This window comes from Streptomyces sp. SCSIO 30461, from assembly GCF_037023745.1.
Taxonomy (GTDB): Bacteria; Actinomycetota; Actinomycetes; order Streptomycetales; family Streptomycetaceae; genus Streptomyces.
Genome location: NZ_CP146101.1, coordinates 4,005,697 through 4,018,306, shown reverse-complemented (window position 1 = coordinate 4,018,306; position 12,610 = coordinate 4,005,697). Strand labels below are relative to the sequence as shown.

Below are 12,610 nucleotides of genomic sequence, written 5' to 3'. Positions count from 1 at the left end.
GAAGGAGTGTGCGAGGCCGTGGCAGGGCGTTCGCCTGGGTTCACCTGAACGAGTGTCGGTGCTCTTGACCGCCTGCTGGCGGGCCCGTCACGGTGACCCGTGGTGACGGCTTCGGCGGAAGGGCAGCGGTGTTGGACGATCCCGGTCTGTACGGGCCTCGCCGGCCGCTGCCGCTGCGTGTGCGGCCGGTGCCGGGTGAGTCGACGGGGTCGTTCGTGAACCGGCTCGCGCACGCCAACGGCCTGAGCCTGGCGGCGTTCCTCGACCGCGTCGGACAGGGCGAGGCATCCGCGTACACCGAGCGGGTGGAGAAGTACCCGCAGTCCACCGAGATGTACGTGAACGAGGCGGGGCTGCGCTATCTGGCTGTCCTTGCTGACCGTGCGGCTGGTCTTCTGCAGCAGGATCTGCCCAGCCTGGGCGCGGAGCACCTGCTGCCAGGCAAAGAGGCGGCGCAGTGGTGGTGGCGCTGGGAGCCCGTGGCGGGGCACCTCGTGCGGTACTGCCCGCCGTGCGCTGATGCCCTGGGTGTCGGCAAGACGGTGTGGCTGATGTCGCCGGACAGCTGGCAGGTCTGTCTGCGGCACGGTTACTGGTCGGACGACTCCCGCGGCCGTGGTCCGGACTTCGTGCAGCTGGCCGAGCTGCCCGAGACGGTGACGGCGCACCAGGTGCGGCAGCAGCTGGCCGAACGGTGGGGGCCGGCTGGCGAGGAGTTGTTCGCCGATGCCTTCCAGGTGGCGGTGTACTGGTGGACGCGGATGCCGGACACCGTCTGCTGGGTTCGGCGGGCCTGGACGGCTGGACTGGACGCCTGGGAGATGCGGGCGGCCCCGCTGGTGATCTATCCGGAGGCCGTGGAACTCGCGCACGCCATGGTGGACTTCGAATCCGCGGGGCGGCGGGATACGGCGGACCGGTCCCGATGGCTTGCGGGCGTGGAGCAGTTGATGGCCGGGTGGGGGGTGGACGTGGTTGAAGGGCGTCAGGCGCTGCTGATGTGGCTGGGGCGTCACCGTAGGGGGGTGCCCGCGCCGTCCGGTACGGCGGGCCGAAACGGGCTGGTGCTTGGGGCGGGGCACAGCCGGATCGCGTCCCGGACCGGTCCGGTCAGCCGACGCTCGTGCCTGACCTGGCAGTTGGGCATGGCGGCTGCCGACATGTAGGCGTCATAAAAGCGGAGGGCTCACAACCATACGGTTGTGAGCCCTCCACCTTGTAGTAGCGGGGACAGGATTTGAACCTGCGACCTCTGGGTTATGAGCCCAGCGAGCTACCGAGCTGCTCCACCCCGCGTCGGTGAACACCACCGTTCGCCATGGCGGCAGGCGGTGAAGACCATTATGGGCCGGGGCCGTACGGTTGCGGATCTTTCTGATCCTCGAGGTCGGCCTGACCTGGCCGTAGGTGCGGCGTCCGGCGCGCTGGCCGTGACCCATTTCCCGGTCCGGAGCCTGTTGGTCCGGCAGTGGAATACTGGCCCGCCATGACACTGGCTCACGCCGCCACCAGTCGGCCCGTCGTGGACGTGGACGACCCCGCCACGTGGCCCCGGCCGCTGGCAGATCTCATCTACAAGATCGCCCACGAAGCCGAACTGGACGAGCCGGAGTTGTACGTCGACTTGGAGTTGGAGGACAGGGAGGCGCAGGTCCTCGACCTGCTCCGCGGCCACCTTCTGCGGGCGCAGCACTGCACCAGGCTGCTCGACCATGAGGCCGATGCGATTCGTGCCCATGGCCTGCGACCCCTGGATGCCGCTCTCGTTGATGACCGCCTGGATCAGGCCCATGAGCGGGGCTATCTGACCGCCGCTGAGCGGGAGGTACTGCGCTCCCAGAGCATGGTCGCCCCGGGGAGGCAGAGGATGGGCGATCGAGAGGGCCAGGTCTGCCTGACCCTCTCGGCCGAGGCCACCTCTCACGACATCGGCGGGGCGTGGCGGCTGCTGTCCTTCTGGGGCGGCGAGGCGATCTACTGGCAGCACTGCGACGACCCTGCCGGTCTTGCTCAGAGACTGCGCAGCCTGGGCCGGCCCACGCTGGTCACCGCCTACGTGGATCTCGCCAGTCCCGGCAGGCACCTCGTCTTCAAATCGGTGGTGCACACCTTCGTCGGCAAGGCCATCGGCTACGCCCCTGCCAACGCCGACGTCCTCTACCGCAACGCGATCCCGCCGCAGCACATCGAGTCCGTCGTCTTCCCCGGCGATCCCGCCTACGACCGGCTTCCGGGCCTGCCCACCGCTTGATTGACCGCTCCGGTCACCCCGGTGGAGTGTCCGGCATCCCTCCCCCTGGCCCGAGAGATGGGCAGCGTCTACGCGGCGAAGCCGATGTTTTTGACGTACTCGTACTGGCCCCACTGGGAGCCGAGATCGGGCAGGACATCGGCGGTCCAGGCGTCGTCCAGGCCCTGGTGGTCACCGGCCGCCCAGGACGCGACGATCTTGTCCCAGCGGCGCACGTTCATCGTCCGGTGAGCCACCACCCGCTGGAGCTGGCGCGCCACGCCGGACTGGTCGAGGGGGTGGATCTCCACGCGAGTGCCGCGACCCTCGCGGTTGAGGCGGGCGATGAGGTGGCGGGCGACGTTGCGGCGCCGCACCGCCCGGTAGGCGGCGTCGATGCGTTCCAGGTTGGCCTTCGAGGGACGGCGGGTGCCCTCCAGCCATGCCTTCAGCGTCCGGTCGCTCACGGTCAGTCCGGCGTCCTTGGCCGCCTGCCAGGCCCTGTCCGATGTCGTCAGGTAGTGCAGGCGTGCCATCAGGCCACGCCTGGCGGTCACCGGGGTGGCGATGTGAGCGGCGAGCCAGTCGAGCTGGCGGGCGACGGCTTCGCTGCCCTTGATCCCGCTCGCACCAAACTTCCCGAAGTCGATGTTCTTCTCCGGCATCTACTGCTTCTCCCCCGTGCCGGCTTCGGCATCGGTTCCGGCGGTGTACGTGTCCTTGACCTTGACCTCGGTAACACCGCGGCCTTCAGGGAGGACACGACGCCAGTCTCCGATGACGTGGAGTTCGTCGGTGCCCATCGCCCGTACGACCGTCAGTCCCGCGTCGTGGGCCTTGAGCGCCTTCATCCAGAGGTTGGCGAAGGCCTGGGAGCGAATGATGTGCATCCAGTCCGGGCGGTAGAGCTCCCGGTTGTAGTTCGACTCCCCCATCGTGGAGACGAACTTGGAGTACATCGCCTTCACGTACTCAAACGTCAGCCCGTCGCCGTCAGCGATCGCGGTGTCACGGGCGTCCTTGAGGGCGATCCGGAACTTCTCCAGGAGGTTCTCGGTGGCTCCCGAGGTGTACGACTCGTGGACCTCGGGCGGCTCGCACAGGCGGTACTTCGGGCCGGACAGGCGCAGCAGCAGGCGCAGGGTCGGCTCGGTGACCCACAGGGGGCCTGGTTCGTCGCGCTGGCCGATCGGGTTGGGCAGCACCGCGTCGTGCTCCCAGGTGGGCGGGGTGATCAGGTGGACTCCGGCGCGGCGCCGGTCGTGGGCAAAGCCCGTGGAGTGTTCCAGCTGGCCGAGCGGGAGGTGGGTCTTGAGGGCCGAGAGGTAGGCGCCGTTGATGTCGAGCGCGGTCACCTCGTGCCGACCGGGCGGGAGGGCGGTGCGGGTCCATTTGGGGCGCGCCTCCCAGATCTGGTCGGCGCCCTTGGAGGTCTGCTTCTTGAGGATGTCGGGGATCCAGGGGTGGGCGATCACGTCGTAGCGGGCGCCCTTGCGGGTCTCGTCCAACAGGCGCATCGCGTCCGGGATGGCCCGCTTTAGCAGGGCGGTGCTCGCGGCTTCGATATCGCCCTGGTGCTCGGCCAGCGCGGCGCGAACCGCTTCGTGGATCACGTCGCCCGGCCCGGACGGCTCCTGGAACGCCCGTCCGCGCGGGGCCGCATCTTTCCCGCCGGACGGGCGGGGCGGGCGTGCTGTACGCGGCATTTGAGCCCGGGCAGATGGCGCGGTGGGCGAGACCTTCGGGGTTTGTGCAGGGGTTGCCTGACAGCCGGAGGGGTCCAGATGCTGAGCAAACCCGGCCACACGCTGTTTGGCCGGACGACCGCACAGCACACACGACTCGGGCACGGCGAGCAGCTCCACCTCGTCCTCGTCCTGGCCGAGTTCCGTCGAAGACGAAGAGGCGACGGCCGCCGCAGCAGTGTCCGACGCCACGGGCTGCTCCTCAGCCGGCATCGCCGTGTTCTCGGTGGCGGTGGCGAGCTTGGCTTTCAGTCCGTCTAGCAGGTAGGCGTATTTGGTGCGGACCTCACCGGCCGGGTCGCGGCCGCTCTCCCACCCGCTGAGGGTGGACGGGCTCACGCCGAGCGCGCGTGCCACCTGCGCCTTGGACAGCCGGGCCCGCTCCCGCAGCTCGCGGCGCACCCGGCAGGGCGGGAGTTCGGCCTGCGGGCCGACGGCGTCGAGCAGCGAGTCGATCGCGTCGAAGTCGCTCACCGGCCTGTCCCCTTCGTCTCGGCCCGGGCGGAACGGCGCCGGTCGGCGGGCAGCACCTCGCACGCTCTGGTCGGACCCGCCAGCAGGTCCAGCGCACTGATGCCGTAGTGCGCGGCCAGGACGTCGACGTCGCGCAGACTCCATGAAACGGCACCCGACTGCCGGCGCGAGACCTGCGTCTGCGTCAGTCCCAGCACCCCCGCAACCGACCGCTGCGAGTCGCCCGTCACCTGCATCAATGCGGCCACCGTCAGCCGCAACGACTCCTCCAAGGCCAGTCCCATACCTCCAGCCTACCCGATCTGATGCAACTTTCGCATTTTAGTCAGCTTTTCACTACTAATAATGCAGGAAAGCTTTCAGTTTCCTGGGAGAGCTCAAGGTTCTCGGGCACGTGGGTGTCAGCGATCCAGGCCACCCCGATCACGCGGAAGCAAGCGGGCCGCGCGCCGGGCTTCCCGTTTCGCCCGGCGCGCCTCTTCCACCGCACGATCGGACAGGCACCGCGGGCACACGAGATCCAGGACACGGCGGCGCATGGCCCGGCGCAGCCGAGGCATGGGCGGTGGCGGCCACCTGCGGCAGTGACGGTGCACCGTACGCGCCCGGGTGCCCAAGAGCGCAGCGACCACAGAAGCGTTTCCGGCATAGCAGGCCAGAAGGAACGTCATCTGCGCCTGGTGACCGGCCGGGAATCGTGCGGCCAACTCGGACCGCTCTTCCGGGTGGAGGAAGGCATCGTGACGCTCGCAACGCGGCATCTTCCTGCTGTTCCGGGCGATACCCGGCGAACTGATGTCCATGACTTCAAGAGCCTGCCCGGGGCCGTCTGTGGACAGCGGACGGCTTCGACGCCGCGCGCCATCTCGCCACGCTGGGCTTCGTCGACACCGGGCAGTGGGTATGGGCCGGGGAGCGAAATGCCTACCGGAGCTGTGCGACACATCGGGGCGTCAACGCCTCCGGGAGAGGACCAGGAACCGGCGCGGGGCCGCCTGATACGCCACCGCCGTCGGGATGCTGGTTGATCCAGGACAGACCGCCGAGGTCGAGGCACCTGCGCGTGCGGGTGACGGCCACGTAGGCGAGGCGGGCTTCACCGTCGTCGATAGGGCCTGGGAGAGCGCAGCCGGTGTCGTCCTGCTGGTCGCTGTCCGGGGGCGGGGTGAAGTCGTCGGCGATCTTCACGCGGGCCCATTCGCGGCCTTTGGCCTTGTGGGCGGTCGAGACGGTCACCTCTGCCTGGTTTTCGGGGGCGAGCTGGGCGACGGCAGCCAGGATGGCGTCGGTGCCGTGGGTGTCCACAAGGTCGACCAGCGGCTGCAGGTCACGTCCGGCCGGGTCGTGGGCGGCGTAGTCCTGCAGGTCGCCCCAGGCGGTGAACAGAACGAGTTCGGGGTGGGTGGTGCGGCGACCTTCCTTCAGGTCACGGGCGGCCAGGGCCAGGGCGCGCAGGCTGTCTCCGCCCCCGACCAGGGCCACCCGGTACCCAGCGGCCAGGAGGTCCATGACCTGGGCCATGGCACCGACGTTGGTGCGGCACAGCACGGCGTCGGGCCGGGTGACAGGGCCGAGGTCGGTGGGCACGCTCTCGCTGCCGGTGAGGCGGATCGGGGCGTCCGCGATGGCCAGCCAGCGGTTGGCCTCCTCGGCGAGCTGAGGGCCGAAGCGGAAGGACTTCGACAGGGCGAGTTTGGTGCCGTCGAAGCCGGTCATGACGTCCTTGGCGCCGCGCCAGTGGTAGATGGCCTGGGCGGAGTCGCCGACCATGACGAGCTGGGCGTGGCTGCGCTGGTTGAGGAAGATCTGTTCGACGACGGGGTTGGTGTCCTGGGCCTCGTCGAGGAGGAGGAAGTCGGTGTCGATTTTCGGGGCCGTGAGGGACCAGATTTTCAGGTAGTGGTCGTGGTCGAAGCGGACCGCGCCGTCGCCGGGGTGCTGGAGGTCGTTCCATGCCTTGCTGGCGAAGGGCACAATGTGGGCGGCGAGTTCGGCGTGCAGGCCGCGGTCTTCAAGCCCGCGTAGGCGTGGGACGTGGTGGCGGGTGATGACAGGGTCGGCGCTGTGGCAGAAGCGGGCCACCGTGCGCAGAGCGGCGTTGGAGAGCGTTCTTTGTGACAGGTCGCGTTCGCCAATCCGAATGGCTTTGGTGATGCCGAGGGCCTGCCCGGTCTGCCAGGCGGGGCGGCGGGGGGCGTTGAGACGGTGGGTGTAGCGGTGGCCGACGGCGGCGTAGGCCAGGGCGTGGGCGGTCTTGCACAGGACGCTTCGGGGGAAGCGGGCAGTGGCGTCCTGTGCGATGGCCCGGTTGTAGGCGAGGTAGCGGCCGCGGCGCCGCGTGGCGTGGGCGAGCTGGGCCAGCGTGGTGGTCTTGCCGGTACCCGCGCCGGCTTGCAGGGCCAGGTGATCGCCGGCGTGGAAGGCGTCGGCCGCGGCGGCCTGTTCGTCGGTCGGCTTCAGCACGGCGCGGCTCCGGAAGTGCGGGTCAGGGCGTGTCCGACGGCCGCGACGAGATGGGCGGGGGTGGTGTGGGCGAGCAGCTGCTGCAAAGCACGGTCGAGGCGGTCGGCCTCATCGCTGGCGTGCTGGGCCAGGGCCCGGTGAAGGGCCAGCTCCACGAAGCGTTGAGGGGTCTGTGCTGCGCGGTCGGCCGCCGCCGCGATAGCGGTGTGTGCGGCGCTCGGGAAGGCCACGTTGAGGAGGATCTTGCCGCTTCGGTCGGGGTAGTGCGTGGTGATGACGTCGATGGGCAGCCGTGTGCCGATCCGGCGGCGCAGTCGGGTGAGGGCCTTTCCCGGGGTCTTGGCGCGTACGACGGTCATGAGCCGGGTGGCGTCGTGGTTGGCGGCGAGCGGCATCGTGCGGGCGGCGTGATGGAGTTCGGTCGCGGTGAGGGATCGGGTCAGAGCGATCTCCAGGGCGTGGTGCGCCATCGTCATGCCGCGCCTCCGGGGTCGTGCGGGAGACGGGTGCGGATGTGCGCTGCGTGCCGGAGGGGATCGAAGACCTGCCATCCGGCCAGCGTCAGGTCGGCGGCACCGTGGGTGACGGCGTGTGCGGGGCACCGCTGGATACGCCAGCGTCGCTGCTCGGCGTGAGGCAGCCAGCTGAGGTCGTAGACAGCCATCGTCTGTGCGGGCAGGACGAGTTGGCCGCGTCGAGGGCCGATGGACAGCAGTCTCCAGGCTCCAGCCGGGCTGTCCGGGGCCAGGACGGGGCGGAGGCAACGGTGGCGGTGGTTCGTCTGGGCTACGCAGCGGATGGCCTCCACAGGGCCCTCGGCGAGGTAGCAACCCAGCAGCATCCGCACGACCGGCCGGGCGGGGCGGTCGGTGTCGGCGGGCGCCGCACTGGCGGGGGGAAGCGTGGGGGTGAAGGCGCCGGTGTCGATCAGACGGCGGGTTCGGACAGCGAGTTGGCGGCGCACCGACTCCAGAGGCGGGCCGATCCGGCAGGTGAGCGTGCGCTGTGGGCAGAGCACAGCGTGCGGGATGCGGCACCATGCACTGCCGTCGCCGTGCGGGTGGGCGATGCCGGAGCTCAGGTGCCAGCGGCAGGAGCCGGGGACGTGAGCGGCGGTCAGTTCGGCGGGATGCAGGGCGATGGGCCGCCCGTCGGCGCGCTGGTAGAAGTCGATGCGGTTGCCGCAGCGACGGCAGCGGCCGCTCTGACCGGCGCGCAGCAGATGGCTGGGGCTGGTGGCGGCCACTCGCAGCGGACGGCGTACCGGCACCGTGCGGGGGCCGCCGTCCCAGTGGCAGCCAGTGGGGGCGGAGTTGGGGCGCATAGAGAGGACCGTGCCAAGCGACACGCCCCAGGAGCGGGGCAGGCCGGCGGACAGTCCCCCGCGCGGCCCAGCGATACTGAACGCCAGCACGATGCACCGCACGCGCGTTCTGCACGTGTTCGCCGGTCCGGGTGATTTACGCCGCGCGCCAGGCCTGGCGCGGCGGAGGTCAGGCCCCCTTGGATCCGGGCGGGGTGTGGTTGTCGCAGAGCGGGCCGAGCAGGTGCTCGATGGGGACGTCGAAGGCGTGCGCGAGGGCGTGCCAGGTGGTGACCGTGCCGGCGGCTCGGCCGTGTTCGAGGTCGATCAGCGTGCGCCGGGCCAGGCCGCTGCGGCCGGCAAGTTCGTCGAAGGTCCACTCACGCGCGTTCCTCAGCCGCGCCAGCGTCACACGCAGGGCATCGCGGTCAGGGTCGGGCGGCAAGATCGTCACCCCACCATCCGACGGTGCAGACACCTGCCCTGTCAGTGAGGATTTCTGCACTATCAGTGCAGGTGGGCGCACCGGATGCCCGCCCTGCGCGAGTGCAGGGATCTGCACTACGGTGCGGGCGGCTCCCGCGTACGTCCGGGAGGCCACCGCGCGAGGCCGACGCGGACCAGAACGGAGGAACAACGAGCCGATGCGGCTTGCCAGCACACACGCCACGGTGCAGCGCATCTGGACGGTGCACCTGCGCCCGCAGACGGGCGGGCCGGCCCTGACCTGTCCCCGCTGCGCACACAGCCCCGTCCTGCCGGCCGCCTCCGCCCGCTCGGCCGCCCTCACCCATCTGGCCCGCCATGCCCGCGCCGACGCGCTGCCCGGGCATCTGCGCACCTGCCAGTGCCGGACAAGAGGCTGCCACTGGCACCCCCGCCACCGCGGCTGCGCGGGGCCCGTCCTGCTCGCCCTGACCTGCGACCGCAGCGGGCGCGCATGGCGGCTGGCCGATGCCTGCGCCGCCTGCGCGGCGGCGATGAGCCACACCGCCGTCGTACCGCCCACCCTGCTCGGCACCGGTCACGCCCAGCTCACTCCCGGCACGCCCCGCTCTGCGCGCACCGTGCCTGTGTTCGGCCCGGCAGAACAGCAGCGCGTACGCGAAATGCTCACCTACCTCGCCACAGCGCTGCCCCGCTTCTCCTCCCCCGCCGCCCGGCTGCTCGCCCTGCAGTGCGCGCTTCGCGCCGATCACCACGGGCAGATCCGACTGCCCCACGGGTTCCTGCGCGGCATGCGGCTGCACGGCCGTGCAGAGCTGTGGCTCGAACTGGAGGACGCCGGCTGGCTGCACCGATCGGGACGCAAATGTTCTCCCGTCCAGGGGCAGCTGCTCGACGCCGCCGTCCTCCAGCAGGCCCCCGGACGCACCGCGCGCGTCCGCGCCGCCCAATGGGCCCTGCGCCCCACCCCGCTGGCCCTTCCGCCCGCCCTGTCCTCTGCTCTGCGGCTGACCGCGCTCGCCCTAGCCGCCCACAGCGCTTCCGGGGCGGGCGGTGGCGAGCTCGATGACCTCACCCGCCAGTGCGGACAGCCGCCTCAGCAACTGGAGGACCTCCTCGACCAACTGGTCCGCGCCCGCCTCGTGACCGCCTGGCACCATCATCACGACAGCGGCGAGGTCCGGTGGGAGCTGCCCGCACACTCTCCGCCCGGCGAAGATGCCGCACGAACCGAAGCCTTCTCACGGCAGCCGAAAAACAGTGCGTGACGGCCCGTAAGTTCTTCGGAAGCCCGGGCCGCTGCTGGGGCAGTGCGCCCCAGCAGCGGCCCGGCCGGCCCTCTCCTGCCGCCCCAGGGCGGGAGTGCTCAGCGGCGGGGAAGGGCCAGGAGGTTGTTGGTCAACCGGCCGTCGGCGCGGGTCTGCAGGTACTTCTCGCCGCGCGGCGGGGTCACCACGACGACCTCCGCCCGGTGGCCGCCCGCATCGCTCGTGTAGGCCTGGCCCTTCTTGTCTTCGATCCAGGTGACGATCTGCGCCCGGGTGTTGTCGCCGGTCTTGCCGTCCGCCGGGTTGGTCCACCACAGGTGGGTGATGTGCTCGTGCATGGTGCCGCCGGACAGGCGTACCGCGGTGATCTGGATGGCCATGGTTCTCTTCTGCCGGCCTTGCCCGACGGGGTTCCGGAGCCGGCGCCGGGACCCGTCACCCCGGTGCGGGGTGCTTCGCCTGGGACGGACGACGTAACTCGCGGGTAGCGCAATGGGAGTGTCCTGGAGGGGCTGGCGGGGTGTCAGGAGCAGTCGAGGCAGCGGTCGCTGCCGTCGGCGAACATCGCGGGCGGATGCTTGATGAAGCATCCCGGGCACAGGCGTTCGTTCACGCGCGGTGTGCATGCGCAGCGGCCGCACTCGGGGCAGTGGGGGACGCGGCAGGCGGAGCAGGCGGGATCGAAGGAGCGGTACTCCTCGTCGCAGTGTGCGCAGAGGTAGTCGCCTGCCTGGGGGCCGGTGTCCTTGGTGGGGGGCGTGAAGCGGCGCCAGGGGGCGGAGTCGGTGACGAGGACGGCGACCAGGTAGCTGCCCATCGGCGCGGTCTGCGCGTGCAGTTCCCGTCCCAGGATGCCGTCGCGGTAGCGGACTTGGGTGCGCCCTTGCGCGCGTCCGCGGCCGGAGGCGCGGGCCCGGTCGATGACCGGGATGTCGCCCTGGAAGCTTCCTCGGCGCAGGGGCGGCAGGCCGTGGGAGGCGGCGAAGGCTACTCGGCCGCCGTTATCGAGCAGGAGGATGTGTCCGGGTGCGGGCAGATGCTGGACGGCGCGCACGCATACGGCCATGCGGGAGGCGGCTCCCGCCCGCCACAGGTCGGCGACCGTGTCAGCGGTGGGGCCGGTGGCATCCAGGTGGTGGTCGACGAGCGGGGTGGGCAGCAGGATCTCGGCGGCGAAGGCGTCGCAGGCCGCGTCCTCCAGCTGCAGGCCGCCGTCGGACTGGCTCTCGAAGGCCGTCATCAGGTCGAAGCTGTTCTTCTGGAGGTGGTGGCCCAGCTCGTGCAGGGCGGTGAAGTCCCGGCGGGCGGGACTGGCCGCCTCGGCGACGGAGATCCGCGCAGGCGGCCCGACGTCGTAGGCGCCTGCCACACTGCAGCGGGAACCGGCCTGGCTTTCGGGGACGAGGTCGACGGTCAGCTCCGGCCAGGTCTGCAGTTCGGTGAAGGCCGAGCGCGCCAGGCGCTGCGCTGCGCCCGGGGTGTGCGTCTCCAGTTCCGCCAGCATCGCGGTGGCCTGGTGACGTGCAGTGGCTGCGAGTACGTAGTTGACCACAGCTGACCTCGCTAGTGCCGTGTCAGGCAACGTTCGCCCTGTCGACGACGGCGCGTAGGCGCCGGTCGCCGGCGTGGCGGTTTCGCCAGATGATGTAGCGGCGGATCATGCTGCCCTGTTCCTTGTGGTCGGCATGGTCGGTGCCGTCGAGGGTGAAGTAGCGCAGGGCGGTGAACTGGGCTTCGATGCGGTTGAGCCAGGAGCTGTTCGTCGGGGTGTAGGCGATCTCGACGTTGTTCGCCTCGGCCCAGTCCGCGACCCGGCGGCACCGCTTCGTGGTGAGGTGTGGCGAGTAGTTGTCACACACGATCGCGATGCGGACCTCGGGCGGATAGAGGCTGCGCAGGTAGCGGCAGAACTCCAGGAACTGGGTCCGCTTTTTGACCAGCTTGATGTGGCCGTAGAGCTTGTCCTTGGTCAGATCCAGGGCGGCGAACAGGTGCCGTACTCCGCCGTAGCGGTTGTAGGTCGCCCGCCGCCTGCGGCGTGGTTCGCGGTCGGGGTTCTTGTGCTTCCCGCCGCGCTCGGTCCATTGCCGGCCGGGGTGGGGCATCAGGTTGAGCGGCCCGAACTCATCCATGCAGAAGACGACTTCGGGCTCGCCCTTGTCGGGTATGACCTCGCCGTCGGCGATCGCGTAGAGGTGCTCGACCCGGGCCTTCTTGGCCGCGTAGTCCGGATCGCGGGAGGTTTTCCAGGTCTTCAGACGTTGAAAGGAGACGCCTTCCTCGCGGAGCAGGATGCGCAGTCCCTCGTGGCTGATGTCGTCGACCACCCCCTCGGCTACCAGGAAGTCCGCCAGCTTGGTCAGGCTCCAGGTCGAGAACGGCAGGTCGTGCTCTGTCGGCTTCGACTTCGCGATCTTCTTGATCTCGCGCCGCTCGGGCAGCGTGAACGTCTTCGGACGGCCGCCCTTGTACTTCGGATACAGCGACTCGAAGCCGTCGACGTTGAAGTTGTGGATCACATCCCGGACCCGGTCCGCGCTGGTGAACGACACCTCGGCGATCTTCACCACCGGCATGCCCTGCGCGGACAGCAGAACCATCTGGGCCCGCCGCCAGGTCACCACCGACCCGGTGCCCCGGCGGATGATCCGCAGCAGCCGCCTGCCCTCGTCATCATCGA

Annotated in this window: 13 protein-coding genes and 1 tRNA gene; 3 read left to right on the top strand and 11 right to left on the bottom strand. The window is 70.3% G+C overall.

Going from position 1 to position 12,610, the window contains the following annotated elements; translation table 11 throughout:
- Window positions 1-128: 128 nt before the first annotated feature.
- The gene (locus V1460_RS17740; RefSeq protein WP_338674642.1) at window positions 129-1,166 is read left to right on the top strand and encodes a TniQ family protein; all 1,038 of its coding nucleotides are present in this window, start codon (window positions 129-131) and stop codon (window positions 1,164-1,166) included.
- 56 nt (window positions 1,167-1,222) lie between these two features.
- Here the strand turns inward: V1460_RS17740 and V1460_RS17735 are convergent.
- Window positions 1,223-1,296: transfer RNA gene (locus V1460_RS17735), tRNA-Met, on the bottom strand.
- Between the two features lie 190 nt (window positions 1,297-1,486).
- Between V1460_RS17735 and V1460_RS17730 the strand changes: the two genes are divergently transcribed.
- A complete protein-coding gene (locus tag V1460_RS17730; protein WP_338674641.1) occupies window positions 1,487-2,251 on the top strand; it encodes a hypothetical protein in 765 nt (254 codons plus the stop codon).
- Between the two features lie 68 nt (window positions 2,252-2,319).
- Here V1460_RS17730 and V1460_RS17725 read toward each other — a convergent pair whose 3' ends face one another.
- From V1460_RS17725 to V1460_RS17695, 7 genes are all read right to left on the bottom strand, one after another.
- Window positions 2,320-2,895, bottom strand: a complete 576-nt coding sequence (locus tag V1460_RS17725; RefSeq protein WP_189867209.1) for a transcriptional regulator — start codon at window positions 2,893-2,895, stop codon at window positions 2,320-2,322.
- Entirely contained in the window at window positions 2,896-4,449 is a 1,554-nt protein-coding gene (locus tag V1460_RS17720) for a helix-turn-helix transcriptional regulator (RefSeq protein WP_338674640.1), read from the bottom strand.
- A complete protein-coding gene (locus V1460_RS17715) occupies window positions 4,446-4,733 on the bottom strand; it encodes a helix-turn-helix domain-containing protein (protein WP_338674639.1) in 288 nt (95 codons plus the stop codon). The genes V1460_RS17720 and V1460_RS17715 overlap by 4 nt, the downstream gene beginning before the upstream one ends.
- Window positions 4,734-5,373: 640 nt before the next feature.
- Window positions 5,374-6,909: a UvrD-helicase domain-containing protein gene (locus V1460_RS17710; RefSeq protein WP_338678082.1), complete on the bottom strand. Its 1,536-nt coding sequence runs from the start codon at window positions 6,907-6,909 to the stop codon at window positions 5,374-5,376.
- The gene (locus tag V1460_RS17705) at window positions 6,906-7,388 is read right to left on the bottom strand and encodes a hypothetical protein (RefSeq protein ID WP_338674638.1); all 483 of its coding nucleotides are present in this window, start codon (window positions 7,386-7,388) and stop codon (window positions 6,906-6,908) included. The genes V1460_RS17710 and V1460_RS17705 overlap by 4 nt, the downstream gene beginning before the upstream one ends.
- Window positions 7,385-8,236: a DUF6083 domain-containing protein gene (locus tag V1460_RS17700; protein ID WP_338674637.1), complete on the bottom strand. Its 852-nt coding sequence runs from the start codon at window positions 8,234-8,236 to the stop codon at window positions 7,385-7,387. The genes V1460_RS17705 and V1460_RS17700 overlap by 4 nt, the downstream gene beginning before the upstream one ends.
- Window positions 8,237-8,405: 169 nt before the next feature.
- Window positions 8,406-8,669 carry a helix-turn-helix transcriptional regulator gene (locus V1460_RS17695; RefSeq protein WP_230193441.1) on the bottom strand — a complete coding sequence of 88 codons (264 nt, stop codon included), beginning with the start codon at window positions 8,667-8,669 and terminating at the stop codon, window positions 8,406-8,408.
- A gap of 190 nt (window positions 8,670-8,859) precedes the next feature.
- Here V1460_RS17695 and V1460_RS17690 point away from each other — a divergent pair, with 190 nt between their 5' ends.
- Window positions 8,860-9,930 (top strand): hypothetical protein, encoded by a 1,071-nt coding sequence (locus V1460_RS17690; protein ID WP_338674636.1) that lies wholly within the window; start codon window positions 8,860-8,862, stop codon window positions 9,928-9,930.
- A 98-nt stretch (window positions 9,931-10,028) separates the two neighbouring features.
- Here V1460_RS17690 and V1460_RS17685 read toward each other — a convergent pair whose 3' ends face one another.
- The 3 genes from V1460_RS17685 to V1460_RS17675 all read right to left on the bottom strand — a co-directional run bounded on the left by V1460_RS17685 (window position 10,029) and on the right by V1460_RS17675 (window position 12,587).
- Window positions 10,029-10,310 (bottom strand): DUF3892 domain-containing protein, encoded by a 282-nt coding sequence (locus V1460_RS17685; protein ID WP_266469265.1) that lies wholly within the window; start codon window positions 10,308-10,310, stop codon window positions 10,029-10,031.
- A gap of 143 nt (window positions 10,311-10,453) precedes the next feature.
- Complete coding sequence (locus V1460_RS17680; RefSeq protein ID WP_338674635.1) at window positions 10,454-11,482, bottom strand: ImmA/IrrE family metallo-endopeptidase; 1,029 nt, start codon at window positions 11,480-11,482, stop codon at window positions 10,454-10,456.
- Between the two features lie 22 nt (window positions 11,483-11,504).
- A complete protein-coding gene (locus tag V1460_RS17675) occupies window positions 11,505-12,587 on the bottom strand; it encodes an IS630 family transposase (RefSeq protein WP_338678081.1) in 1,083 nt (360 codons plus the stop codon).
- Window positions 12,588-12,610 lie beyond the last annotated feature (23 nt).

Excerpts from the sequence above, each read along its gene's own strand:
- V1460_RS17730 (WP_338674641.1), top strand. The coding sequence starts at position 1,487 with ATGACACTGGCTCACGCCGCCACCAGTCGGCCCGTCGTGGACGTGGAC.
- V1460_RS17725 (WP_189867209.1), bottom strand. The coding sequence starts at position 2,895 with ATGCCGGAGAAGAACATCGACTTCGGGAAGTTTGGTGCGAGCGGGATC.
- V1460_RS17715 (WP_338674639.1), bottom strand. The coding sequence starts at position 4,733 with ATGGGACTGGCCTTGGAGGAGTCGTTGCGGCTGACGGTGGCCGCATTG.
- V1460_RS17705 (WP_338674638.1), bottom strand. The coding sequence starts at position 7,388 with ATGACGATGGCGCACCACGCCCTGGAGATCGCTCTGACCCGATCCCTC.
- V1460_RS17700 (WP_338674637.1), bottom strand. The coding sequence starts at position 8,236 with ATGCGCCCCAACTCCGCCCCCACTGGCTGCCACTGGGACGGCGGCCCC.
- V1460_RS17690 (WP_338674636.1), top strand. The coding sequence starts at position 8,860 with ATGCGGCTTGCCAGCACACACGCCACGGTGCAGCGCATCTGGACGGTG.
- V1460_RS17685 (WP_266469265.1), bottom strand. The coding sequence starts at position 10,310 with ATGGCCATCCAGATCACCGCGGTACGCCTGTCCGGCGGCACCATGCAC.